Annotated in this window: 20 protein-coding genes and 2 pseudogenes; 12 read left to right on the top strand and 10 right to left on the bottom strand. The window is 70.4% G+C overall.

What is annotated here, in order from left to right; translation table 11 throughout:
* The first annotated feature begins 171 nt into the window (after nucleotides 1–171).
* Nucleotides 172–1,692, top strand: a complete 1,521-nt coding sequence (locus T328_RS09945; protein ID WP_496495570.1) for a hypothetical protein — start codon at nucleotides 172–174, stop codon at nucleotides 1,690–1,692.
* Between the two features lie 199 nt (nucleotides 1,693–1,891).
* Here T328_RS09945 and T328_RS09940 read toward each other — a convergent pair whose 3' ends face one another.
* Nucleotides 1,892–3,424, bottom strand: coding sequence for an MATE family efflux transporter (locus T328_RS09940; protein ID WP_496495569.1), 1,533 nt, complete (start codon nucleotides 3,422–3,424; stop codon nucleotides 1,892–1,894).
* A gap of 331 nt (nucleotides 3,425–3,755) precedes the next feature.
* Between T328_RS09940 and T328_RS09935 the strand changes: the two are divergent.
* From T328_RS09935 to T328_RS09920, 4 genes and pseudogenes are all read left to right on the top strand, one after another.
* A pseudogene (locus tag T328_RS09935) lies at nucleotides 3,756–3,923 on the top strand (IS1380 family transposase); the annotation flags it as partial.
* Nucleotides 3,924–4,024: 101 nt separating this feature from the next.
* Entirely contained in the window at nucleotides 4,025–4,981 is a 957-nt protein-coding gene (locus T328_RS09930) for a sulfotransferase (protein ID WP_496495568.1), read from the top strand.
* Nucleotides 4,971–5,450, top strand: a complete 480-nt coding sequence (locus T328_RS09925; RefSeq protein ID WP_496495567.1) for a hypothetical protein — start codon at nucleotides 4,971–4,973, stop codon at nucleotides 5,448–5,450. The genes T328_RS09930 and T328_RS09925 overlap by 11 nt, the downstream gene beginning before the upstream one ends.
* 1 nt (nucleotide 5,451) lies before the next feature.
* A complete protein-coding gene (locus tag T328_RS09920) occupies nucleotides 5,452–6,048 on the top strand; it encodes a glycosyltransferase (protein ID WP_496495566.1) in 597 nt (198 codons plus the stop codon).
* A 56-nt stretch (nucleotides 6,049–6,104) separates the two neighbouring features.
* Here the strand turns inward: T328_RS09920 and T328_RS09915 are convergent, their stop codons facing one another.
* The 9 genes and pseudogenes from T328_RS09915 to T328_RS09875 all read right to left on the bottom strand — a co-directional run bounded on the left by T328_RS09915 (nucleotide 6,105) and on the right by T328_RS09875 (nucleotide 14,008).
* On the bottom strand, nucleotides 6,105–7,091 hold the full coding sequence (locus T328_RS09915) for a sulfotransferase (RefSeq protein WP_496495565.1): 987 nt from the start codon (nucleotides 7,089–7,091) through the stop codon (nucleotides 6,105–6,107).
* 367 nt (nucleotides 7,092–7,458) lie between these two features.
* On the bottom strand, nucleotides 7,459–7,659 hold the full coding sequence (locus tag T328_RS09910) for a hypothetical protein (protein WP_496495753.1): 201 nt from the start codon (nucleotides 7,657–7,659) through the stop codon (nucleotides 7,459–7,461).
* Nucleotides 7,660–7,678: 19 nt separating this feature from the next.
* Nucleotides 7,679–7,888: a hypothetical protein gene (locus T328_RS09905; RefSeq protein WP_496495564.1), complete on the bottom strand. Its 210-nt coding sequence runs from the start codon at nucleotides 7,886–7,888 to the stop codon at nucleotides 7,679–7,681.
* Between the two features lie 11 nt (nucleotides 7,889–7,899).
* Nucleotides 7,900–8,034: pseudogene (locus tag T328_RS09900) on the bottom strand (threonine dehydratase); the annotation flags it as partial.
* 196 nt (nucleotides 8,035–8,230) lie between these two features.
* Nucleotides 8,231–9,805: a D-alanyl-D-alanine carboxypeptidase/D-alanyl-D-alanine endopeptidase gene (gene dacB, locus T328_RS09895; RefSeq protein WP_496495563.1), complete on the bottom strand. Its 1,575-nt coding sequence runs from the start codon at nucleotides 9,803–9,805 to the stop codon at nucleotides 8,231–8,233.
* A gap of 93 nt (nucleotides 9,806–9,898) precedes the next feature.
* The gene (locus tag T328_RS09890; RefSeq protein ID WP_496495562.1) at nucleotides 9,899–10,690 is read right to left on the bottom strand and encodes a succinate dehydrogenase/fumarate reductase iron-sulfur subunit; all 792 of its coding nucleotides are present in this window, start codon (nucleotides 10,688–10,690) and stop codon (nucleotides 9,899–9,901) included.
* Nucleotides 10,687–12,714, bottom strand: a complete 2,028-nt coding sequence (locus T328_RS09885) for a fumarate reductase/succinate dehydrogenase flavoprotein subunit (protein WP_496495561.1) — start codon at nucleotides 12,712–12,714, stop codon at nucleotides 10,687–10,689. Before T328_RS09885 ends, T328_RS09890 begins: the two co-directional genes overlap by 4 nt.
* A gap of 41 nt (nucleotides 12,715–12,755) precedes the next feature.
* The gene (gene sdhC / locus T328_RS09880) at nucleotides 12,756–13,589 is read right to left on the bottom strand and encodes a succinate dehydrogenase subunit SdhC (RefSeq protein ID WP_496495560.1); all 834 of its coding nucleotides are present in this window, start codon (nucleotides 13,587–13,589) and stop codon (nucleotides 12,756–12,758) included.
* Nucleotides 13,590–13,717: 128 nt separating this feature from the next.
* Complete coding sequence (locus tag T328_RS09875) at nucleotides 13,718–14,008, bottom strand: Rv0250c family protein (protein WP_047017871.1); 291 nt, start codon at nucleotides 14,006–14,008, stop codon at nucleotides 13,718–13,720.
* 355 nt (nucleotides 14,009–14,363) lie between these two features.
* Here T328_RS09875 and T328_RS09870 point away from each other — a divergent pair, with 355 nt between their 5' ends.
* The 7 genes from T328_RS09870 to typA all read left to right on the top strand — a co-directional run bounded on the left by T328_RS09870 (nucleotide 14,364) and on the right by typA (nucleotide 24,660).
* Nucleotides 14,364–16,586, top strand: coding sequence for an ABC transporter family substrate-binding protein (locus T328_RS09870; protein ID WP_496495559.1), 2,223 nt, complete (start codon nucleotides 14,364–14,366; stop codon nucleotides 16,584–16,586).
* A 108-nt stretch (nucleotides 16,587–16,694) separates the two neighbouring features.
* The gene (locus tag T328_RS09865) at nucleotides 16,695–21,167 is read left to right on the top strand and encodes a DUF6531 domain-containing protein (protein WP_496495558.1); all 4,473 of its coding nucleotides are present in this window, start codon (nucleotides 16,695–16,697) and stop codon (nucleotides 21,165–21,167) included.
* Between the two features lie 24 nt (nucleotides 21,168–21,191).
* Nucleotides 21,192–21,674 carry a hypothetical protein gene (locus T328_RS09860; protein ID WP_496495557.1) on the top strand — a complete coding sequence of 161 codons (483 nt, stop codon included), beginning with the start codon at nucleotides 21,192–21,194 and terminating at the stop codon, nucleotides 21,672–21,674.
* Nucleotides 21,675–21,710: 36 nt separating this feature from the next.
* Nucleotides 21,711–21,836, top strand: a complete 126-nt coding sequence (locus T328_RS09855) for a hypothetical protein (protein WP_496495556.1) — start codon at nucleotides 21,711–21,713, stop codon at nucleotides 21,834–21,836.
* Nucleotides 21,833–22,333: a hypothetical protein gene (locus tag T328_RS09850; RefSeq protein ID WP_496495555.1), complete on the top strand. Its 501-nt coding sequence runs from the start codon at nucleotides 21,833–21,835 to the stop codon at nucleotides 22,331–22,333. The genes T328_RS09855 and T328_RS09850 overlap by 4 nt, the downstream gene beginning before the upstream one ends.
* Before the next feature lie 5 nt (nucleotides 22,334–22,338).
* On the top strand, nucleotides 22,339–22,608 hold the full coding sequence (locus tag T328_RS09845) for a DUF3349 domain-containing protein (RefSeq protein ID WP_496495554.1): 270 nt from the start codon (nucleotides 22,339–22,341) through the stop codon (nucleotides 22,606–22,608).
* A gap of 147 nt (nucleotides 22,609–22,755) precedes the next feature.
* Entirely contained in the window at nucleotides 22,756–24,660 is a 1,905-nt protein-coding gene (gene typA, locus T328_RS09840; RefSeq protein WP_496495553.1) for a translational GTPase TypA, read from the top strand.
* The last annotated feature ends 55 nt before the right edge of the window (nucleotides 24,661–24,715 follow it).

Below are 24,715 nucleotides of genomic sequence, written 5' to 3'. Positions count from 1 at the left end.
GGAATCGTCTCAGGGTGAGCAAGGCCGCGTTGTATCGTCGTCCGGGTCCCCCACACCGACTCGGCGTGTCCTGCCCCCGCCGAAGCAAAGGTACTCATGACTGTCACATCCGACGCGCAGTCCGTAGACGTGAGGCAGTATTTGGAAGTGCCTCGGTGCCGGTGGCGAACCGTGCTCATCGTCGCACTGGTCGGCATCACCGCGTTCGCGGGCTATGCCCGGCTGGCCTCGTCTTCCTACGAAGCGACCGCCATTGTTCGCATTGACCCGATCGTCGCCGATCCGTTCATGAGCAGCAGAACGCCCGACCAGCTCGTCAACACGGATTCCGAGGCGCAGATCGCGAGGTCCTCCGCCGTGGCGGAGCGCGCCGCCGAGGAGGTGTCGCCGGCCGGCGATCCCGACGCGATGCGCGGCCGGCTGGCGGTGACGCCGGCGACCAACATGGCGAGCCTCACCCTGGCCTACACCGCCGACAGCAGGCGGGCCGCCGTCGACGGCGCCAACGCCTTCGCGCAGGCGTACCTCGACAACCGCCAGGGCGAGGCGCGAGAGCAGCAGCAGTCGATGCTCCGCAACGTCGAGGTGTCGATCGACGCGGCCCGGGAGGAGCTGATCGCCGCCGAGGAGGCGGTGGCCGATGCCGAGGAGGGCACCCAGGAGTGGCAGGAGGCCAACGCCGACCGGCAGGTCGCCAACAGCACCATCCAGAACCTCTCCTCGCGGCGCACCGAGCTGGAGACGCTGTCCTTCTCGCCCGGCACCGTGCTGCGCGAGGCGAGAAGTGCCAGCCCGGCGTCGCTGGCCGGCGGCACCATGTTCCTGGTCGGCGGCGTGCTCGCCTCGCTCGTGGTGGCGCTGCTCGCGGCCTTCGTTCGTGACGGGCTGGACAAGCGGGTGCGCACCGGCAGGGACGTGAGCCAGGCGGTCCATGCCCCGCTGCTCGCCGAGATTCCCGTCGGCTCCGCGGCCCCGCTCGTCGACGAACCCGGTGGCGTGGCGGCTGAGTCCTACCGGCTGCTGCGCGCGCAGCTCGTACCGGCGCTCAGGCGGGCGGGCTCCCGGGTGGTGCTCGTCGCCGACCTGACCCGCCCGAACCGATCCGGCACGGCGGGTGCCAGCCTGGCCGTGGCGATCGCCCAGGCGCAGAACAACGTGGCGCTGCTGATGCCGGGCTGGCAGAGCAGCGAGGCCGCCGGGCTCGGCGCGCTCGACGGCGGCCAGGGCTACACACCGATGATGCAGGGCACCGCGATGCCAGGCGGCACGAGCGGCGACGCGCTGGCGCCGTCGAGCGTCCCCGGCCTGCGGGTGGCGTACGGCGACAGCCTGCGCCCGCTGATGGCGAGCGAGCACTTCCAGGTGCTCATGGCCGATCTCACCGCCAACAACGGCTACGTGGTGCTCGACGCCTCGGGCGAGCTGACCCGCTCGGCGATCCTGACGCTGGCGGGCGTGGCGGGCGGCGCGCTCATCGTCGGGCGGTGCGCGCGCACCCGCAGCACCGAACTGGAGTCGCTCGCCATCGGCCTGGAGCAGCTCGGCACGCCCATCGCGGGCTGCGCCGCGGTCGTCTCGGGCCGCAAGGCGGGCAACCGCGAGCGGCAGGAGCGATTCGAGCGGCAGGACCAGACCCCGGCCGCCGCCCCCGGCGGGCGGCGGCACGGGCGGGCGCAGTCTGTCCGGACGTAACCCCCTCCCGGCGGGCCGCCGCCGGAACAGCTCCCCGACCGCCTTGGCGTTCAGCAACTCCACGCTGGACGCCAGGGCGGTCCGTGCGTTCCGGACAGGGCACGGCTACCGGACGGCCTATCCGGACGGCCTAGGTGTGGCTGCGGCCGGAGATCGACCAGCGCTTGGGCTTGCGGTGCCTGCCCTTGGGGCCGGGACGTCAACGTGGCCGACTCGGCCGTGGCCCGGCGCTGCCGCCGGGCCCGCTTCGCGGTGGCGGCCCCTGCCGGGCCGGCGGGGCGCCGCCATCCGCACGCTTGCGGATGATCGCCATCAGCGCCGAAAGGCCCAGTGTGTCACGGACCAGCCACAGCGCCACCCCGTAGGCGGCGGTGGTGCCGACGAGGTACGCCACGAAGGCGGGGAACGTGGCGCCGACGGTGAGCCGGATCGCCAGGCCGACGCCGCCGTACAGCGTCGCGGAGAGCACCATCGCCACCGCCGCGCCCTTGCCGAAGCCGCGCATGCCGAGGAAGACCCGCACCTCGAACATGCCCATCAGACGCTCGCTGACGATGCTCGCCGACCAGGCGATGGCGGCTCCGACGAGGCCGTGCCCGGGGACGAGCGTCAGGTTGAGGCCGAGGTTGACGGCGAGTGCGACGACGGTGTTGGCGGCGTTCCAGCGGCTCTTGCCCGCCATCAGCAGCACGGTGTTGACGTTGCCGGTGGCGAGGCTGAAGAGCATCGACAGCGAGAGAATGGCCAGCGCGTCGGCGCCGGCCGGGAAGTTCTCGCCGAACAGCCGCAGCACCTGCGGCCCGAACGTCGCCAGGACGAGGTAGAGCGGCCAGGAGGTGGCGATGATCCACTGCGTGGTGATGCGGTAGAGATCCTCCGCCCGGCGCTTCTCGCCGACCGCGAGCGCCGCGCCCAACTGCGGCTGGATGGCCAGCCGCATCGCCTGCATCACCAACGTGCCCGTGGTGACGAAGCGGCTGAGGGCGGCGTAGATGCCGGCCTCGTGGGCGGAGCGCAGGGCACCGATGATGAGGATGTTGGACCAGATGATCGACTGCGTGAACGCCTGGGCGAAGCCGCGGCCCGAGGAGTACGCCCAGAACTCCTTGGCGATCTCGCCCACCGGGCGGGGCGGATCGGGCTTCGACAGCAGGTTGCGCTCGGCGCGCCGCAGCTGCCGGTAGAGCGCGAACAGCCCCAGGGGGCAGACGATCAGCAGCGGGAAGACCCAGGCCAGCGGCACGGCCAGGCCGTGCAGGCCGAGGGCGAGGACGAGGGCGACGGCCGCCACCCGGCCGAGCGGCAACAGCAGTTGCTGGAGCGCCACGAACGTGCGCAGACCACCGAAGCCGCGCGTGGCCTGCACCCCGATCAGGGCGATGATCGCGATGACGAGGAACGGCGCGAGTACCGCGAAGTAGTCGGCGCCCTGGTCCCGGTGCTCCTCGTCGACGAGCATCTCGGACATCCAGGGCGCCGCGAGGTAGACGCCGACCGCTATCCCTATCGCCACCAGCGTCGTCGGCCCGAAGGCGATCGCCATGGCGCGGCGCAGCTCGGAGACCCGGCCGATCGCCCGGTTTCGGGTCGCTATGTAGAGCAGGCCGGTGTCGGCGCCCGCCGCGCCGACGGCGATGAGGATCATGAAAACTGCCTGCGACTCGAAGAAGACACCGGCACCCTCGGAGCCGAGACCACGGGTGACGACGATGGTGAGCGCGAACCCCCCCACCGCGGCGACGATGGCGCCGAGGAGTCCGAGCGCCCCACTCCGGGCCGCCCCGGCGAGGTCGGCTCGGCTGGCTCCCCCCTGTGGCTGGTCTGTTACTCCGGTCCCGGTTGTCGTCACGGCATCCCGTCGCATGGCATGGTGGCGGTCAGTGGGGATCCCCCTGGTGATATAAGGGTGAACGCCGGGACAGTCTAGCCTCGGGCCTTCACGTGGCTACTTGCCCACCACTTGATCAGAAACGCGAGAAGTGCTCCTGAGCTGCAACGATGGGACTCGTCGAGAGTCCAGAGCGCTACTGCCGAAGAAGCACTTCCCAGGTGAAGCGTGCTCGGTCGGCATGACCATCACCGACGCCGTCCACCATGCGGTCCTCGCCGTCCCGGCCTCGGCCTGGAGTCCGGCCATCGAGCCGGACGGCGAGATCCGCGACGGCGCCTGGGTCGCCGAGATCGGCGGCGACTGCCTGACGGGCTGGCCGACAGGCATGCTAGTGGCCGTTTATGCCGGGCGGGCGGCCTCGGTGTGACGGTGGTGCGGGTGTTGTGTGTTCATCCGAGGTATTGTTGTGCTCATACCATAGACCGCCTATGCTCCGCTGACATGGTTCCGGTCCGTGTGCTCTACATCGGTGGACTTGGCCGCAGCGGCAGCACGATTCTCTCCCGCGCTCTGGGGGAGCTTCCCGATTTCTTTCACGTCGGTGAACTGGTCTTCGTGTGGACGCGCGGCGCGACTGAGAACAACCTGTGCGGTTGCGGGAATCGCTTCCTCGCCTGCCCGTTCTGGACGGAGGTGGGCAAGCGCGCGTTCGACGGGTGGGATGCGGTCGATCCGGAGCGGGTCGCCGCCCTCCAGCAGGAGGTCGACCGCACGCGCTACCTTCCGCAGCTGCTGCGCCCCGGTCTCGGCCGCGGCTTCGCACCCAGGCTCCGGGAGATGACGGGCCTGCTCGGACGGCTCTACGAGTCGATCCGTGAGGTGAGCGGCTGCCCGGTGATCATCGACTCGTCCAAGCACGTCTCCTACGCGGCGCTGCTGCGCCAGGTGCCCTCGGTCGACCTGCGGCTCCTGCACGTCATGCGGGACAGCCGGGGCGTGGCGCACTCGTGGGCGAAAAGGGTGAAGCGCCCGGAGATCGTCAGCGAAGACGCGTATATGGCGAGGATTCCGGTATCGAAACTTGCGGCGAGATGGTCCACGTACAACGGGCTGTTCGACGTTTTGCGACTGTTCCATCGCGGCGGGATGGGGCTGCGCTACGAGCGGTTCGTCTCCGATCCGGTCGGCGTGATGTCCCGGATATCCGCGATGGCGGGGTATGAAATGGGGCCGCGCGATCTGGATTTCGTCGAGGAGTCGGGACTGCGGCTCTCGACTGAACACAGTGTTTCCGGCAACCCCATGCGCTTCTCGGACGGAACGGTGCCGTTGCGTGTCGATGACGCCTGGCGGTCGGCGATGACGCGCAGGCACAAGGCCGTCGTCACCGCGATGACGGCACCGGGCATGCTCCGCTACGGCTACCGATTAGGTGGAAAGCGAACCGATGGGAGTTAAACCTCAGGACCAGCGGCCGCTGCGGGTGCTGATCGTGTGCTCCGCAGGCGGTCACCTCGCCCAGCTGCACCGGCTCGCGCCCTGGTGGCGCCAGCACGAGCGGCGCTGGGTGACGTTCGGCAGCGCGGACGCCCGCTCGCTCCTCGCCGACGAGGAGGTGACCTGGGCCTTCCACCCGACGACGCGCAACGTGCCCAACCTGCTGCGCAATCTGCGGCTCGCCTGGCGGCTGATACACGGCTACGCCCCGGACCTGGTGGTCAGTTCGGGAGCCGGCGTGGCGGTGCCGTTCTTCTGGGTGGCGAGGATACGCGGCATCCGCACCGCCTACCTGGAGGTCTTCGACCGCATCGACAGCAGGACGATGACGGGGCGGCTGTGCAAGCCGGTCACCGATCTCTTCCTGGTGCAGTGGGAGGACCAGCGCGCGCTGTACGACGACTCGGTCGTGGTGGGGAAGGTGCTGTGAGATGACGGACACGACTGACCCGGCGGAGCCGGACCCCGCAGACCTGCCGCTGGTCCTGATGACGGTCGGCACCGACCACCACCCGTTCGCCCGGCTGATGGGCTGGATCGAACGGTGGGAGGCCACCGGCGGGCCGCCCGTGCGCTGGATCGTGCAGCACGGCTTCACCGCGGCGCCGGACGGGACCGGGGTGCGGGCCGAAGAGTTCATGCCGCACGACGAGTTGCAGGCGGCGCTGCGCGAGGCGTCGGTCGTGGTCTGCCAGGGTGGACCCGGCTCGATCATGGACGCGCGGGGCGCCGGCCTGGTGCCCATCGTGGTGCCCCGGCGGCCGGATCTCGGCGAGCACGTCGACGACCACCAGGTGCGGTTCAGCCGCCGCCTCGACGAGACGGGGCTGATCCGGCTGGCCGAGGACGAAGACGCCTTCCGCCGGCTGGTCGGCGACGCCCTGGAGCGGCCCGAACGCTTCGCCGCCGAGCAGGAGGTCAGCGATCTGCCTACCACGGTCAGGCGGTTCGGTACGCTCGTCGACGAGCTGATGACGAAGCCGTCACGCCGGGCGCTGCTGCCGCTGCGGCGCCGCGCCCGGGCATAGCGGCCGGTCCGTCCCGTGATCCGTCCGGCCGTCCGGCGGTCCGGCCACCGGACGGGTCAGTCGTAGAAGCGGACCCTGACGTCTCCGGTCAGCTCGCGGACGCGGTCGATCTCCGCCTCGGTGAGCCGCTCCTTGTACGTCCTCAGGGCCGCCTTACTGTCCATCGGCTGGTATGCGGTGCGCGACAGGCCGCCCTTGAGGGACCAGGACATCGCCCGGGTGGGCGCGGTGCCCGCCTGGGTGGCCTCGCGCACCGTCCGCCGCGCCGCGTCGCCCCAGTCGAGGCCGCAGGTCTCGCAGAGCTCGGCGAAGCCCTTCTCCGGGTCGCCGGCGAGGTCCTCGTACCGCACCACGTGCAGCGAGTCGACCTCCTTGCGCATCCGGTCGATCGCCTCGTACGTGACGCGCCACAGCGCCGCGTTCTTCGCCAGTTCGTCCTGGCTGCCGACCAGGGCGCGCAGCTCATCGGCGCGGTCGCCCAGCAGGTCGCGCACCAGCAGCGGCTGTTCGAGCAGCTCATGGAAGTACGTCGTCCAGCCGAGCTTGCGCCAGCTGCCCGCCCAGGTCACCGGCTCGCGGACCAGCACCACGGTGACCGCGCCGAGGCGCCGCGCGAACCAGGCCGCCGACAGCACGGCGTAGGGGTCGTCGAACAGCGCCCTGCGGCCCCTGAGGCGGCCGGTGGTGAACGCCTTGAGGTTCTTGGCCAGCCGCGCGATGTCGGGCAGCGAGCGGTTGACGCGCAGCTCGGCGAGGGTGTGGTAACGCAGCCGCGTGGTGTCGTGGAACGCCCGCAGCCACGGCTCCTCGTTGTCGGCGCAGATGTACTGGAAGGCGTGGCTCACCGAGGCGTTGAGCACGCCGGGGGAGCGGCCGGGCGGGCGGTGCGGGTTGAGCGGCTCGTTGACGTACACCACCTCGCCGGTGCCCTGCAGCATCTTGCCGACCCAGCTCGTCCCGCTGCGGGGCAGGCCGGTGACGAGTATCGGGGTGCGGCCGGCCGCCGCCGTCTCCCGCGAAGTCGTCGCTGTCGTTGCTGTCACTGGATCATCGCACCCTCTCATGCCTCGACCCTGGCCCTGGGCGAGCTGGTCACCGCACTCCGCACCCTTACCCACCGCATCGGCCTGCATCCCAGCAAAGAGGCCCACGTTGTTCAGAAGTTGACCAGCGACACTCGGTGAGCAGAACCCGGAGCAGCTCAATGGCTCGTTCGGCGGTCTCGGCTGGTTCGTTCGATTCCGCGATGCGCAGGGCCGCTGCCCATGCCAGCTCGGCGCGCTCGGGCGCGACGGTTTCTATGGCTCGGACCAGGGATCCGGAGGTGTTCAGGCAGGGCACGATGGCGGCGAACTGGCCGAGCGGCCCGGTCAGCGGCACGCTGGTTTGCGGCCAGCGGCGCCGCACGTCCTAGTTCAGCTTCGGCAGCCCTTCAACGCCCAGCCAGGTCGGATCCTCAGCCCCAAGGTGGACCGTCCCGACGTGCACGACCACCACTACTCCCAGGCACATGGGGCAGGGCGACAGGATTGTGAACAACTCGGTGTCCGGTGCGCGTTGCTTTCCCGGGGGGAGCGCGTCCAGTGCCTGTATCTCCGCGTGAGCAAGCAGGCGCCCTGCTCGGCCCGGCCTAGCCGAAGCGTCGGTTGCGGCCGCGGCCCATGATCAGACCGTCGCCGTCAGCCAACACCGCACTGACGGCTACACCTCCTTCCCAGAATGACGTCCAGGCCAACCCTAGGGCCTCACGCCAGGGCGCGGCAATGCTGAACCAGGTCTTCTGAGCCGAAGCATGAATCGGCATGCGGCGATCATTCCGCAGGCAGCGGTCCGGCGTCATCCGAGTAATTGTCAAGATCTGTGGACGGGAGCCGCACCGACCCAATGGTGATAGGCGTCTACGTCGACGTTGCTGCCGCACACGATGGTGACTGTGTGTCGGCCGGCGAAGCGGTCTCGGTCTTCGAGGATCGCCGCGATGCTGAGACCGCCCACGCCTTGAGGATCTGCGAAGTGGTCCATGGCGTATTCGCGGGTCAGATCCCGCATCAGGTCCGCGCTCCCGGCGCTCCGAAGCCGCCGACCAGCAGCAGGAGAACGACGCCGAGGCCATCGGAGCGCCGACCGCGGCCCGCCAGGATCACCGGACCAGGCAGCGGCACCGACCCCGAGCTGGCGGGCCTCAGCAGCCCCTCGGCTTCTGCCACGTGCACTCCACATCCGCCCGCTTCTCCGCGCTCCGGGTCGTCTGCGACGGAGACGCCGGCTCAACCGTCCCCTCGCCGTAGCCCGCCAGCGTCGTCACCACCTGGTCCTCGATGTCCTTCACCGAACCCGCCAGGTAGTTGTTCAGCACCACGCTGAACACCAGCTCCCTGCCGTCCGCATCCGTCACGTACCCCGACAGCGCCGACGCCCCCGTCAGCGACCCCGTCTTCGCCCGCGCGTTGCCCTCCGCCGGGGTGTCGCACATCCGCGTGCGCAGCGTGCCGCCCACGAAGCGGTCCGGGTCGCACGCCACCGGCAGCGACGCGTACCAGGCGTCGAACCACGGCTCGTCCTGGGCCGCCGTCAGCAGCTTCACGAACTCGCGGCTCGGGATCGTGTTGCCCCGCGACAGCCCCGAGCCGTCGACCTGGCGCAGCGTGGCCGTGTCGATGCCCACCGACTCCAGGTACGACGAGACCCCGCGCAGGCCCGCGCTCCACGTGCCGGCGTCCGCCGTCTCCACGCCGATCGTCTTCGTCAGGATCTCCGCGTGGCCGTTGTTGGAGAGCTTCATGAACGGGATCAGCAGGTCCTTCAGCGGCATGGAGCTGTGGCTCGCCACCGTACGTGCCCCGTCCGGCGTCGCCTGGCCCAGTTGCGTGCCGCCCCCGACCTCGACGCCGTGCCGCTCCAGCGCGTCCCGGAAGACCGCCGCCGCGTAGCCGGTCGGCTCCCAGACCGTGATCCACTCCTTGGTGGCGTCCGCCTTCACCGGGATGTCTCCGCTGACGACGATGGTGTTCGTGCCGTGCTCGCGCGCGATGCCCAGCGTGTCGGTCTCGCCCTCCGCCACCGTGCGGCCGCGGTTGTCGATCTTCACGTAGTCGGTGGGCGGCGTCACCTTCACCGTCGGCCGGTCGCCCGCCCGCTTGCCGGGGTACGCCTCCACGACCACGGTCCCGGAGTCGTAGTCCGTGTCGGGGGCCACGGTCAGCGCGGAGATCTGCATCGCGTAGTAGTCCGACTCGTAGTCGGCGGACCAGCCGCTGCCGAGGCGTACGGAGTCGAAGCGGGTGTCGTCCGCGACGAGCCGGTCGACCTCGTCCACCCCGGCCGCCGCGACCCGGGCGGCCAGCGCGTCGTAGTCGGCGGCCAGCATCGTCGGGTCGCCGCTGCCCCGCAGGTACAGGTCGCCGCCGGCCGTGAGGACGTCCGTGGACCAGGAGTAGTCGGGGCCCAGCAGTTCCATGGCCGCGGCGGAGGTGGGCAGCTTGGTGTTGGAGGCGGGCGTCAGCCGGGTGGCGGCGGACTGCTCGTACAGCGTCTCGCCGCTCGCCGCGTCGGCCACGACGACCGACGCGAGCGCGCCCTCCAGCCGCTCGTCGGCGAGGACGTTGTCCAGTGCCTGCTTGAGACCGTCGTCGTCGGGGTCCGCCCCCGCGGGGGCGCCGCCGCCGAGGCCGAGGGCGAGGAGGGCGGCCATGGCGGAGGCGGCCGGCCAAGTCCACGTACGCGCTGATGACTTCCGGCTTCCGGGGGATCTGCTCATGACAGAGGAGCATTCCGAACCGGGACACGGGCGACAAGTACCTGCCGCCCGTGTCATTGGTCCGACCGGTGGTGCCGGGGCGGTACCCGGACGTCACTCCTTGCGGCGGAAGATCTTGTTCCCCAGCCACACCAGCGGGTCGTACTTGCGGTCCGCCGCCCGCTCCTTGAGCGGGATCAGCGCGTTGTCGGTGATCTTGATGTGCTCCGGGCAGACCTCCGTGCAGCACTTGGTGATGTTGCAGTAGCCCAGGCCGTGCTCGTCCTGCGCCGTGGTCTTACGGTCCAGCCCCTCGTCCGCCGCCGCGTCCAGGGGGTGCATGTCCAGCTCCGCGACGCGCATGAGGAAACGGGGGCCGGCGAAGGCCGCCTTGTTCTCCTCGTGGTCGCGGACCACGTGGCAGGTGTCCTGGCACAGGAAGCACTCGATGCACTTGCGGAACTCCTGCGAGCGGTCCACGTCCTCCTGCTGCATCCGGTACTCACCGGGTGCCAGCTTCTCCGGCGGGACGAAGGAGGGGATCTCGCGGGCCTTCTCGTAGTTGAAGCCCACGTTCGTGACCAGGTCACGGACCACGGGGAAGGCGCGCAGCGGGGTGACCGTGATGGTCTCGTCCCGCTCGAACACCGACATCCGGGTCATGCACAGCAGCCGCGGGCGGCCGTTGATCTCCGCGCTGCACGAGCCGCACTTGCCCGCCTTGCAGTTCCAGCGCACGGCCAGGTCGGGGGCCTGCGTGGCCTGCAGCCGGTGGATGATGTCGAGGACGACCTCGCCCTCGTTCACCTCGACCGCGAAGTCCTCCAGGCCGCCGCCCTCGGCGTCGCCGCGCCAGACCTTGAAGCGGGCGGTGTAGCCCGTGCCGGTGGTGGGTGCGGTGGTCACTCGGTCAGCTCCTCGTCCGTCAGGTACTTCACCAGCTCGTCCTTCTCGAAGAGGTCGAGCAGATCGGGCCGGATCGGCGGCATCTCGCGCTTCTCCAGCCGGATCTGGCCCCGCTCGGGGTCGGGGACGTCCGCCGCGGGCAGCGCGCCGCCGGCCGGGTCGGCGAGGCGGCAGACCAGGTTCTGCTTGCGCCAGTCGCGGTCCATGGCGGGGTGGTCGTCGCGGGTGTGGCCGCCGCGGGACTCGGTACGCTCCCGGGCCGCGCGCGCGACGCACTCGCTGACCAGCAGCATGTTCCGCATGTCGAGTGCGAGGTGCCAGCCGGGGTTGAACTGCCGGTGGCCCTCGACGCCGGCGCGCCGGGCGCGTACCCGCAGGTCGGCGAGGCGGGTCAGCGCCTCGCTCATCTCCGCCTCCCGGCGGATGATGCCGACCAGGTCGTTCATGGCCTGCTGCAGCTCCTGGTGGAGGGTGTACGGATTCTCCGGCGGCCGGGCACCGCCGTCGCCGTCGCCGTCGCCGTCCCCGGACCCGGCACCGGACCCGGACCCGGACCCGGCAGCCTCACCGTCGGCACCGGCCTCCGCGCTGAACGGGCGCAGCGCCTCCGCCGACGCCGCCGCGACCTGCTCCTCGTCGACCTCCGCGCGCTCCGTGTCGGCGCCCGCCGCGTCGCGCGCGTACTCGGCCGCGTGCAGCCCCGCGCGGCGCCCGAAGACCAGCAGGTCCGACAGGGAGTTGCCGCCGAGGCGGTTGGAGCCGTGCATGCCGCCGGCGACCTCGCCCGCCGCGAACAGGCCGGGCACGCCCACCGCCGCCGCCGTGTCCGGGTCGACGTCGACGCCGCCCATCACGTAGTGGCAGGTGGGGCCGACCTCCATGGGTTCGGCGGTGATGTCGACGTCCGCCAGCTCCTTGAACTGGTGGTGCATCGACGGCAGCCGGCGGATGATCTCCTCGGCCGGCAGCCGCGTGGAGACGTCGAGGAACACGCCGCCGTGCGGGGAGCCGCGGCCGGCCTTGACCTCGGAGTTGATGGCGCGGGCCACCTCGTCGCGGGGCAGCAGCTCGGGCGGGCGCCGGTTGTTGTCCGGGTCCTCGTACCAGCGGTCGCCCTCGTCCTCGCTCTGGGCGTACTTCTCCTTGAAGACGTCCGGGATGTAGTCGAACATGAAGCGTTTGCCCTCGCTGTTGCGCAGGACACCGCCGTCACCGCGGACCGACTCGGTGACCAGGATGCCCTTGACCGAGGGCGGCCAGACCATGCCGGTGGGGTGGAACTGGACGAACTCCATGTTGATCAGCGACGCCCCGGCGAGCAGCGCGAGCGCGTGCCCGTCGCCGGTGTACTCCCAGGAGTTGGACGTCACCTTGAACGACTTGCCGATCCCGCCGGTCGCCAGCACCACGGCCGGCGCCTCGATCACGAAGAACCGGCCGGACTCGCGCTCGTAGCAGAACACGCCGGAGACCCGGCCGTCGGGCGCCTTGAGGATGCGCGTGACCGTGTACTCCTGGAAGACCTTGATCCGGGACTCGTAGTCCCCGCCGGTCCTGAAGTCCTCCTGCTGCAGGGAGACGACCTTCTGCTGCAGCGTACGGATCAGTTCGAGCCCGGTGCGGTCGCCGACGTGGGCGAGGCGCGGGTACTCGTGGCCGCCGAAGTTGCGCTGGGAGATCTTGCCGTCCTTGGTGCGGTCGAAGAGCGCACCCCAGGTCTCCAGTTCCCAGACGCGGTCCGGCGCCTCCTTGGCGTGCAGCTCGGCCATCCGCCAGCTGTTGAGGAACTTGCCCCCGCGCATGGTGTCGCGGAAGTGCACCTGCCAGTTGTCGCCCGCGTTGACGTTGCCCATGCTGGCGGCGATGCCGCCCTCGGCCATCACGGTGTGGGCCTTGCCGAAGAGCGACTTGCAGATCACGGCGGTACGCAGTCCCTGCTCGCGGGCCTCGATCGCCGCCCGCAGCCCGGCGCCCCCGGCACCGACCACGACGACGTCCCACTGCTGCCGTTCGACTTGCGTCATTTTCTGTGCTTCGCCTTTCCCATCGGTCTGCTCCCTGCGGCTCAGAACAGCACCGGGTCGTCGAATGCGCCGGTGGCCAGCAGGTATACGTAAAAGTCGGCGAGCCCCACGCTGATCAGGGACGCCCACGCCAGCTGCGCGTGGCGCGCGTTGAGCTTGCCCACCCAGCCCCAGGCGCGGTAGCGCAGCGGGTGCTTGGAGAAGTGCCTGAGCCGGCCGCCGACGATGTGCCGGCAGGAGTGGCAGGAGATGGTGTAGAGCCAGATGAGCACGACGTTGATCCAGAGCACGACGGTGCCGAGGCCCACGTGGCCCCACTCGTACTCGCTGTTGCGGAAGCCGAGGATCGCGTCGTACGTGAGGATCGCGGCGACCACGAGCGCCGCATAGAAGAAGTAGCGGTGCAGGTTCTGCAGGATCAGCGGGAAGCGGGTCTCGCCGGTGTACGTCTTGTGCGGCTCGGCGACGGCGCAGGAGGGCGGCGACGCCCAGAAGCCGCGGTAGTACGCCTTGCGGTAGTAGTAGCAGGTGAGCCGGAAGCCCAGCGGGAAGATCAGGATGATGGCCGCCGGGGACATGAACCACCAGTCGCCGAAGAGCGCAACGTTCGGGCCGCCCTTCATGTCGACGCAGTCGGACCCGAGGCAGGGCGAGTAGAACGGTGAGACGTAGGGCGCCGCGTAGTAGTCGTCGTTGACGAGGGCGCGCCACGCCGAGTAGATGACGAACGCCAGCAGCCCGGCGACGGTGGCGGTCGGCTGCACCCACCAGCGGTCGGTGCGCAGATGGCGCGCCGCGATGGCGGCGCGCCCGGGCGCGCGGACACCGCCCGGCTGGTCGGGGCTGGGCGGGCGTTCAGTTGTTCCGGTGGCCAAGGTTTTCTCCGGCGGGACGGGTGTAGTGGGGTCGGGGATGGACGGGTTACCGCGGTGGGCAGGGGCCTGACGGCGGCCCCGGCGCACGATAGGCGCACGATAGCGGGACGGGAAGCTCCGGCTGTCCGCTACGGGGCGTGCCGGCCGCCGGCGCCGAGTCCCTCGTCGTCGGCGTCCCGCCACAGGGTGTGGTCGTACGGCTGGTCAGGGATGGGGACCAGGGTCGGTCCCTCCTTCTCCGGGCCCTGGGCGGAGACCTCGCGCAGCAGGGCGAGGGACTCCCGCAGGTGGTCGGCGTCGGTTCGCACGCGGCGCAGCTCCAGCGCGCCGGTGCCCATGCGCTGCTCCAGGCGGCTCACGGTGCGTACGAGGTCGTCGACGCAGCGCTGCGCTGCGGTCAGTTCTTCGTTCAGGGTCATGACATGCCCTCACGTCTTCGGTCGGGCGGCGCTGACAGGGCACCCCGGACGGCCTTCGCGCACGGCGAAGGCGCGCTCAGGGCGCTGTGGGGGGAAGTGTCGCGCGTCACAAGCTCGCTTGGGAAGGGATCTGCAGATTTCCCCCTCCGGGGGTGAGGTACGAGGCCGGATCCTGCCGGTCCGTACGGAAAGCACACGGGCCGATCTCCCTACGGCTGGGCCGGACGGGTTGCGTTGCGCGGCGCGCCCGCCGTGTCGCCGTGGGGTCCGGGCGGCGCTCGTTTTAGGTGGCGGACAGGAGAAGTGTGATGAACGGCAAATGGCGCCAAAAGTGTGCATCACGGAGGTATCCCGCATGTCCCTTCACAGCCGCAGGCGGTACGTCGCCGTGCTGATCGCGGCGGGCGTCACGCTGCCCCTGGCGGGCTGCGACACCTCCTCGCAAGACGCGGCCGGCGCCGCGCACGACGTGGCCGCCGCCTCGCGCGAGCGGCTCCGGCCGGGCGGCACCGTCCGCTGGGCCGTGGACGAGGCGCCGCAGACGTTCAACGTCTTCCAGGCCGACGCGGGCGAGGCGACCGACCACGTCGCGGGCGCCGTGCTGCCGCGGCTGTTCACCCTCGACCAGTACGGCCGGCCGACGGCCGACCCGGACTACCTGCAGAGCGTGGAGGTCGAGGAGCGCAGCCCGAAGCAGCGGGTCGTCTACCGGCTGAACCCCAGGGCGGTGTGGAGCGACGGGCGGCCGATCGGGGCGGAGGACTTCGAGGCCCAGTGGCTGGCGCTGAACGGCCAGGACACCGCGTACTGGACGGCGCGCAACGCCGGGTACGACCGGATCGAGTCGGTGGCGGCCGGCGAGGAGCCGGGCGAGGTGGAGGTCGTCTTCGACGAGCCGTACGCGGACTGGGAAGGGCTGTTCTCGCCGCTCTACCCCATGAGCGTGACGAAGACGGCGGAGGCGTTCAACGACGCGTCGAGGACCGGGCTGCCGGAGGTCGCGGGCCCGTTCACGATCAAGGACGTCGAGAAGCAGGAGAAGCAGGAGAAGAAGGAGAAGAAGGGCAAGAAGCGCAAGGGCGGCACGAAGAAGGACGGCGACAAGAAGGAGAAGCCGGACGAGAACGCCGGGAACAAGTCGAAGTCGGTGACCCTCGTGCGTAATCCCCGCTGGTGGGGCGACCGGGCGCTGCTCGACCGGCTGGTCTTCGAGGAGGTGCCGCGCGGCACGTCACGCGAGCAGGCGCTGAACGCCGGCCGCCTCCACATCGCCGAGGTCGAACGGGACGAGGCCCTGGAGGCCGCCCGCGCCGAGAGGGCCGCGAAGGCCACGGTGCAGGTCGCCAGGCCCGACCGGGCGCAGGACGGCAAGCCGGCGGACATGGTCTCCCTGCCGAGGTCCGGCCCGCGGCCGTACAAGGTCCACCGGGCGCTGGAGCCCGCGTACACGCAGCTCGCGCTCCACGGCAGCGCCGGCCCGCTCGCCGACGAGCGGGTCCGCCGTGCCGTCGCCCGCGCCGTGGACCGCGGCACGCTGGCGCGCAGCGTCCTCGGCCCGCACGGACTGCCCGCGAAGCCGCTCGGCAGCCACCTGCTGATGCCGGGCCAGCCCGGCTACAGCGACCAGAGCGGCGCGCTCGGCTCGCAGGACGTGATGGCGGCGCAGAAGATGCTGGCCGAGGCGGGCTGGAAGGGCGGCCCGCGGTCGGGGGATGCGGAGGCGAAGGGACCCGGGGACCGGGACGGCCGGGGCGACCGGGACAGCCGGGACGGCCGCGACCGCGCGGGCGGCGCGGACGGCGCGGACTCCGGCGACGACAAGCCCGCCGCGGCGGTGCTGCCGACGTACGACCTGCCGCTGTCGGTCACGCAGCCGGCCCAGACGCAGCACGTCGCGCTGGACCGGCAGGCGGAGCTGTGGGAGGCCGCGGCGAAGCACGGCAGGTCCTCGAAGGCGTACAAGAAGGCCGTGAAGGCGGCCCGGCTGGCGCGCGCGGCGCTGGCCGAGCGGGAGTCGAGCGTGGCGCAGCCGCCGCGGCAGCGGCCGTTCGTCAAGGACGGCAAGCCGCTGACGCTCCGCTTCGTGGTGCCGGAGGGGCCGGGCACGGAGCAGCTGCGGTCGGTGGCCTCGCGGGTGGTGAGGATGCTGGACAACATCGGCGTACGGACCGAGGTCGTGGAGGCCGGGGTGCCCGGCTACTTCCAGGACTACATCGCGGCCGGCGAGTACGACATCGCGCTCTACTCCTGGCCCGGCACCCCCTACCCCGCCACCGACGCCCGCCCGATCTACGCCAAGCCCGTGCCGTCCCCCGACGGCTCCCTGGTCGTCGAGCAGAACTACACCCGGGTCGGCACCGACGAGATCGACCAGCTCTTCGACCAGGCGGTCTCCGAGCTGGACGAAGAGGCGGCGCACGAGCTGCTGACCCGCGCTGACGCCCGCATCTGGGCGGCGGCCGGCTCGGTGCCGCTCTACCAGCGCCCGGAGCTGGTCGCCACGGACCGCGACCTCGCCAACGCCGGCGCCTTCGGCTTCGCCACTCCCCGGTACCAGGACATCGGCTACCGCAACTGACGGACCGTTCGACGGGAACCGGCCACCCCCCGGCCGCGTCTTGACCCTTGAGAGAACGCTTGGTTGTCTGCGTTCGGATTGCGTACCGCGTACGGGGGGATTGCGGCTATGGGGACTCGTCCGACGGACTGGCATGTGCTGGACCTGGATGACGACCCGACACCGGGGGATCCGGAGCGGGTGAAGCAACTGGCCCGTGAGCTGCACGACTTCGCCGACGATGTGGCGGACGCGCTGCGGCAGATCAAGGGGATGGCCGGTGAGGACGCGCTGCTTCGCTGGGCGGGGAAGACGGCGAAGGCGTTCCAGGACGAGTTCGAGGAAGTTCCCAAGAACCTGAAGAAGCTGCAGCGTTCGTACGACCTGGCGGGTGATGCGCTGGCGGCGTACTGGCCGAAACTGGAGCGTGCGCAGTCGCTGGCGGACAAGGCGCTGGCGAAGGGCCGGGAGGCGCAGAGCGACCTGACGGCCGCCAACGGCCGCCTGGACTCCGCGAATTCGTGGGTCGACCGGGCGACGGAGAAGACCGAGGAGTACGACGAGAAGGAGGGCAAGGAGAAGCCCGACGAGTCCGAGGTACGTGCCGCCACCCGGAATGCGACCGACGCCAAGTCCGCGCAGTCCTCGGCGCAGACGGCGGTGGACAACGCCGAAGCCGGCCTCGAAGCGGCGAAGAAGATGGCGGCGGACGCGAAGCAGATGCGTGAGGATGCCGCGTCCGAGGCGAAGGACAAGCTGGAGGAAGCGTCCGACGCGGGGATCCAGAACCGTAGTTGGTGGGAGAACGCGGTCGACTGGGTCAAGGACAACTGGGACACCATCGTCAGTGTCTGCAAGGTCATCGTCGCGGTGCTGGGGATCGTCGTCCTGATCATCGGCGGGCCGCTGGCGTGGGTGGTGCTGGCCGCCGCCCTGGTCGTCCTCGCCGACACCCTCATGAAATACATGAACGGCCAGGCATCTCTGTGGGATGTCGCCTTCGCCGCCCTCGACTGCATCCCCGGCATGAAGGGCATCACCTCGCTCGCCAAACTCGGCAAGGGCCTTAAAGGCGGCCTCGCCGCAGCCAAAACCGGTCTGAAGGGCATGACCGCGGCCGTCAAGGGCCTGGCGCAGGGCATCCGGAAGGGTGCACGTGGCATCAAAGGGCTGTTCACCTGCGGCGATCCGATCGACATCGCATCCGGCGACATGGTCATGTCCGACACCGACGTGTCGCTGCCGGGAGTTCTCCCCCTGGTCCTGGAGCGGCATCACCGCACGAGCGTGCGTACCGGCCGGTGGTTCGGTCGCAGTTGGGCCTCGACACTCGACCAGCGCCTGTGCCTCGATGACACCGGAGTGCAGTACGTCACCGACGACGGAATGGTCCTGCACTATCCGGTGCCCGAACCGGAGGTGCCCGTCCTGCCCGTCGAAGGTCCGCGCTGGCCACTCACGTGGGACAGCTCGCCGGGCGGACTGATCACGGTGGCCCGCCCCGAGACGGGGGTGACCGCGCACTTCCAGCCTGTGCCCGGGGGCGAGCCCGGTGACCTGCCGCTGCGTGCGCTCACCGACCGCAACGGCAACCGCATCACCGTCGACTACGACGACGCCTCCCCCACCGCGGTCGTGCACGAGGGCGGTTACACGGTCGACGTCACCACCACCGGCGGCCGGATCACCGCTCTGCACCTGCGTGACGCCCCGGACGACCCTGCACTGGTCCGCTTCGGTTACGACGACAACGGAGACCTCACCGAGGTCGTGAACTCCTCCGGCCACCCGCTCACGTACACCTACGACGACCGCCATCGGATCACGGGATGGCGGGACCGGATCGGATACTGGTACTCGTACGAGTACGACGACCGCGGACGCTGCACGGCGACCCGGGGGACGGACGGATTCCTCGACTACTCCTACGCGTATGACGACGACGCCCGGCTGACCACGGTGACGAACTCGCTGGGCAAGGTGAGCCGCCACCAGTTCAACGACGCCTACCAACTGGTCGCCGAGACCGACCCGCTGGGCAACGTGACCAGGCGCGAGTGGGACCGCTACGACCGCCTCGTCAGGCTGACGGACCCGCTCGGGCGCAGCACGTCGTACGCCCACGACGACGAAGGCAACGTCACGGAGATCACCCACCCCGACGGCACCGTTGCCCGGGCGACCTACGCGGGTCCGGGCCTGCCGGAGCGGATCATCGAGGCCGATGGTGGCGAATGGCGTTACGCGTACGACGAAGCCGGGAATCTCATCGAAGAGACCGACCCTCTCGATGCGGTCGCGACCTCCGAGTATCACGCCTCTGGCGCCCTGCGCCTCGTCACGGACGCCCTGGGCCATCGCCGGCATGTCGAGGTGACCGACCTGGGACTGCCGGTCCGGATCACGGATCCCGAGGGCAACGTGACGACCGTCGAGTACGACCCCTTCGGCCGGATCAGCGCGGTCATCGAACCGGGCGGCGCCCGCACGGAAACGGAGTGGACCCCGGAGGGCCTGCCCGCCCGGCGGCGCTGGGCCACGGGGGAGACGGAGGAGTGGGCGTACGACGCCGAGGGCAACCTGGTCGAGCACGTGGACGCGAACGGGGCCAGGACACGCACGGAGGTAGGACCGTTCGGCGTCACCACCGCCGTGACCAACCACCTCGGCGAGCGGACAGTGATCGAGTACGACACGGAGACCGCACTGCGCCGGGTCGTCAACCCGCTTGGGCAGTCGTGGGAGTACCGGTACGACGACGCGGCCCGGTTGGTCGGCGAGACGGACTACAACGGCCGGTCCCTCACGTACCGCTACAACGCCGCCGGGGAAGTCGTCGCCCACCTCAACGGCGCCGGGCAGGAGACGGAGTTCGTCAGGGACGCCAGCGGCGCCACCGTCGAGAAGCGCGCAGCGGACGGTGTGAGCCGCTTCGGCTACGACGCCGCGGGACGTCTCGTCCGCGCGTCGAACCGGCACGCGGAGATCGGTTTCGTGTATGACCGGTGCGGGCGCCTGCTGGCGGAGGAGTGCAACGAGCGGGCGGTGACCAGCACCTACGACGCGGTGGGCCGGCGCGTGCGACGGGTGACCCCCTCGGGCGCCGTTTCCGACTGGTCGTGGACACCCGAGGGCCGGGTCGCCGCACTCTCGACCGCCGGGACGACCGTCGCGTTCCGCCGCGACGCCTCGGGCGACGAGATCGAGCGCCGCGTGGGCCCGGCGGCCGTGCTGCGGCAGGTCTGGGACCAGGGCAGACGCCTCGTGTCGCAGACGCTGGTGCAGGACGCCGGTACCCGGCAGCGGGACTTCCGCTACCGGGGGGCCGGCCGGATGACCGGTGCGGGGGCAGCCGAGCTGACGCTGGACGGCCTCGGCCGGGTCACCGCGCTCACCTCGGCGGAGCACAGCGAGCGCTACGCGTACGACTCGCTGGGCAACCTCACCGCGGCCGAGGTCCGCGCCGGTGACCAGTTCGCCGAGCCCGCGGAAGACACCCCTCTCACGTACTCCGGCACGCTGCTGCGCACCGCCGGTCGCAGCAGGTACGAGCACGACCGTCAAGGCCGCCTGGTCCGTAAGAGCGTGCGCACGCTGTCGGGCAAGCTGAGGGAATGGACGTACGAGTGGGACGCCGAGGACCGGCTTCTCACTCTCACCTGTCCCGACGGGGCCGTGTGGGAGTACGCGTACGATCCGCTCGGCCGCCGGATCGGCAAACGCCGCCGGGACGGCTCGGTGATCACGCAGGAGACCGTCTTCTCCTGGGACGGCTCGCGTCTGGCCGAGGAGACCTCGGGCGGCCGGGTGACGACCTGGGACTGGGAACCCGGGGCCGACCGACCGCTCACCCAGGTGGAAGGGCCCGCCGAACCTGGCCCGGAACTCGGTCAGGAGGAGGTGGACCGCCGCTTCTTCGCCATCGTCACCGATCTCGCCGGCACCCCTACCTCCCTGCTGGACCGCGAGGGCGCGGTCGCATGGGAACGTCGGGCCACGCTGTGGGGGCGGCCCCTGGCGGGCGGCCCCGCCGACGCGACGACGCCTGCCGTGCACTGTCCACTCGACTTCCCCGGGCAGTACCGCGACACGGAGTCCGGGCTCCACTACAACAACCAGCGCTACTACGACCCCGAGACCTCCCGCTACCTCAGCCCTGACCCCCTCGGTCTCGACCCGGCCCCGAACCACCACGGCTACGTCGCCAACCCGCTCACCGAGATCGACCCACTGGGCCTGACGCCCTGCAAGGTGGTCGTCCGCCACTTCACCACCAAGGAGAGCTACCAAAGAATCATGAGCGGAGGCGGAAAGGACGCCATTCTCCTCAAGGCCAGTGCCCCGGCGAAGGGACACCCGACCGGTGTCTACGTGACCCCGATGAGCCCGGCGGAGATCCTGAAGAAGCCCGGCGGCTTCAAGTCGTTCCTCGGCCTCACGAAGGAAAAGTCGGAGTACATGATCGAATTCGAGATGGACAAGGCCCTCTTCAAGGCGATCAGGGGTGATCGGGGCAAGCACGTATGGTACAGCCCAGGTGATCTCAATATCCCCAAGAGCGCGATCTCCTATCACGGCCCCACCTCTGGCTGGACCCCCTAGGACGGCATCGCAACAGGAGCAACCGTGGATCTGACCGGATACCCCACCGACTTCCTCACGGACCTCGGGTTTCCCGAGGCCGCGCGGAGGTTCCTCGTGCGCCGGACGCGCCGCTGGCCGCAGCTCTCCCTGAACGGGGAACGTCTGGACGACGCGGCGCTGGGCAGCTGGCAACTGCCGGAGGAACCGGACGCGTCCGAATCGAACATCCTCGGCTTCGCCCGCGACGCCGCGATGGAGCAGCACTGGGAAGACGAGGGGTACGCGCTGGACGACACCGGCGAGGGACCGTTCGCCCTGTTCTACTCGCGCTACCGTCAACCGCTGACGGCTGGTGCGGTCACCGGCGTTTCCGGGGTACCGGAGGCGGTCGCCGAGTCGGTCGAGTCCATCGGCCTGATGCTCACCGGCTTCTTCATGGTCACTCTCCTCACCCCCGACGACCCGGCCACCGATCCCTTCTCCGGTACCGTTCTCCGCGACCTGCGCGAGAGCTTCGCTTCGTAAGGTCGCGGGCAGCCGGGAGGGCAGAACAATCCGAGAATGCGCGCGGACCTCATAGCCAAGGCTTCTTCTGCGCGCGCCGCCATGAATGCTGGAGAGTACGGTACGAAGGTGAACCGGGCCCTCGAAATCCACTTCTTGATCAAGGCGCTGGAGAAGATGTGACGGCGACGGACATCGACCTGTACCGGCAGGTTGTGCAGCACGAGGGTATCGGGGGACCGACCGCGGACTCCACGCCGGAGGAGTGGGAACGTGCCCTTCCCGGCGACTTTCTGGAGGACAAGCGCAAGAAGTTCATGCGCCGGGACTATGGGCTCGTCGAGGTCTTCTTCGTCAGAGTGGACCAGCAGTGGAGTTGCTCCGGCTTCACGATCCAGGTCCACCGGCTCTCCGACGGAGGCGAAGGCTCCGTCCCCGCGTACCTGCGGGAGAAATACGGCGATTTCCGCAGCAGTGTGCGGATCGAGGAGCTGACCGCATCCCTGGAAGGTGCGGACCTGCCCCTCACCAGGATGGAGAACTATTCCGGCAAAGAGTTCAGTCAGTTCAAGTCGCCGAGCGGCCGGGTGGCGGTCTACGTCCTCACGGATCCGCTGCCCGACTCGGCGCACCGAATCTCCAGGGGAGAATTCTGGTCGATCTCCGTCACGCCCGGGTGACCGCGGTGGAGTCGCATCTGATCCCGGTCGTGGCCATGCTGGAGGAGGCGTTCCCGGCGGGTATCGAGGACGAGGACTACCTCCCTCTGCTGGCCGTTCTCTCCGAGGGGCTCATCGAGTGGAACGTGGGCGTGGTCGCCTCCGCCTTCCTGGGGGCCGAGCACCACCGGGTGATGAACGACGCGGCCCGCCGGCTGTCCCGGCCCCAGCGGGAGCGCGCCGCGGTGCTCCGCGGGCGGCTTGAGCGGCACGGCTGGGATCCGGACGAGGACTGAGCCCGGCGCGCCCGCGCCCCCGCCCCCGCCCCCGGTGCCGGCGGCGGGGGCGGCGGGGGGTGGGTGTCGGTGGGGGCCCGTACGATAGGGATGGCCGTGGTTGATTCGCCCGGCAGACCCCCTCTAGCCCGGGAGCACCGCCCAGCCATGCCGACGCGCCAGGACATTCGCAACGTCGCCATCGTCGCCCACGTCGACCACGGCAAGACCACCCTGGTCGACGCCATGCTCAAGCAGGCCGGTGCCTTCGCCGAGCACCAGCTGCAGTCCGTCGACGACCGGGTCATGGACACCGGCGACCTGGAGCGCGAGAAGGGCATCACCATTCTCGCGAAGAACACGGCGGTGAGGTACCACCCCAAGGGCGGCGGGGACACGGTCGTCATCAACATCATCGACACCCCCGGCCACGCCGACTTCGGCGGCGAGGTCGAGCGCGGGCTGTCCATGGTCGACGCCGTCGTGCTGCTGGTGGACGCCTCCGAGGGGCCGCTGCCGCAGACGCGGTTCGTGCTGCGCAAGGCGCTGCAGGCGCGGCTGCCGGTGATCCTCTGCATCAACAAGACGGACCGGCCCGACTCGCGGATCTCCGAGGTCGTGGACGACACGTACGGCCTCTTCCTCGATCTCGACGCGGACGAGGAGCAGATCGAGTTCCCCATCGTCTACGCCTGCGCCCGCGACGGCGTCGCCTCGCTGACCCAGCCGGAGGACGGCACGGTGCCGGCGGACAGCGACAGCCTGGAGCCGTTCTTCTCCACCGTGCTGGACTACGTCCCCGCGCCCTCGTACGACGAGGACGCCCCCCTGCAGGCGCACGTGACGAACCTCGACGCCGACAACTTCCTCGGCCGCATCGCGCTGCTGCGCGTGGAGCAGGGCGAGCTGAAGAAGGGGCAGACGGTCGCGTGGATCAAGCGCGACGGCACCGTGCAGAACGTCCGGATCACCGAGCTGATGATGACCGACGCGCTGACCCGCCGGCCCGCGCAGCTGGCCGGGCCGGGGGACATCTGCGCGGTCGCCGGCATCACGGACATCATGATCGGCGAGACCCTCGCGGACCCGGAGAACCCGGTCGCGCTGCCGCTGATCACCGTGGACGAGCCGGCGATCTCGATGACGATCGGGACGAACACCTCGCCGCTGGTCGGCAAGGGAGTCGGCGGCGGGAAGAGCAAGGGGCACAAGGTGACCGCCCGGCTGGTCAAGGACCGCCTCGACCGCGAGCTCGTCGGCAACGTGTCGCTGCGCGTCCTGCCCACCGAGCGGCCGGACACCTGGGAGGTGCAGGGCCGCGGTGAGCTGGCGCTGGCGATCCTGGTGGAGACGATGCGCCGGGAGGGCTTCGAGCTGACCGTCGGCAAGCCCGAGGTGGTCACCAAGGAGGTCGACGGCAAGGTCCACGAGCCCTTCGAGCGGATGACGATCGACGCCCCGGAGGAGCACCTCGGCGCGATCACGCAGCTCCTCGCCGCCCGCAAGGGCCGGATGGAGACGATGACGAACCACGGCTCCGGCTGGGTCCGGATGGAGTTCGTCGTGCCCTCGCGCGGGCTCATCGGCTTCCGTACGGAGTTCCTGACCCAGACCCGCGGCACCGGCATCGCGCACTCGATCTTCGAGGGCCACGAGCCCTGGGTCGGCGAGCTGCGCACGCGCAGCAGCGGGTCGCTGGTCGCGGACCGGACGGGCGCGGTGACGGCGTTCGCGATGACGAACCTGCAGGAGCGCGGGACGCTGTTCGTGGAGCCGGGCACGGAGGTGTACGAGGGCATGATCGTCGGGGAGAACTCCCGCTCCGACGACATGGACGTCAACATCACCAAGGAGAAGAAGCTCAGCAACGTCCGTTCCTCCACCGCGGACATCGCCGAGTCGATCGTCCCGCCGCGGAAGCTGTCGCTGGAGCAGTCGCTGGAGTTCTGCCGGGACGGCGAGTGCGTGGAGGTCACGCCGGACACGGTGCGGATCCGCAAGGTGGTGCTGGACGGTCGCGAGCGCGCGCGGGCGGCCTCGCGGGCGAAGCACGCGTCACCCGCGACCGCGTAGTACAAAGCCGCCCCCGGCCCGGCTCACGGCGCGCGCTCCATCCGGGGGGTTGTGT

This window comes from Streptomyces sp. CNX435 (assembly GCF_059570575.1).
The sequence above is the reverse complement of the archived record's forward strand: the minus strand, read 5'-3'. Positions and strand labels throughout refer to the sequence as shown.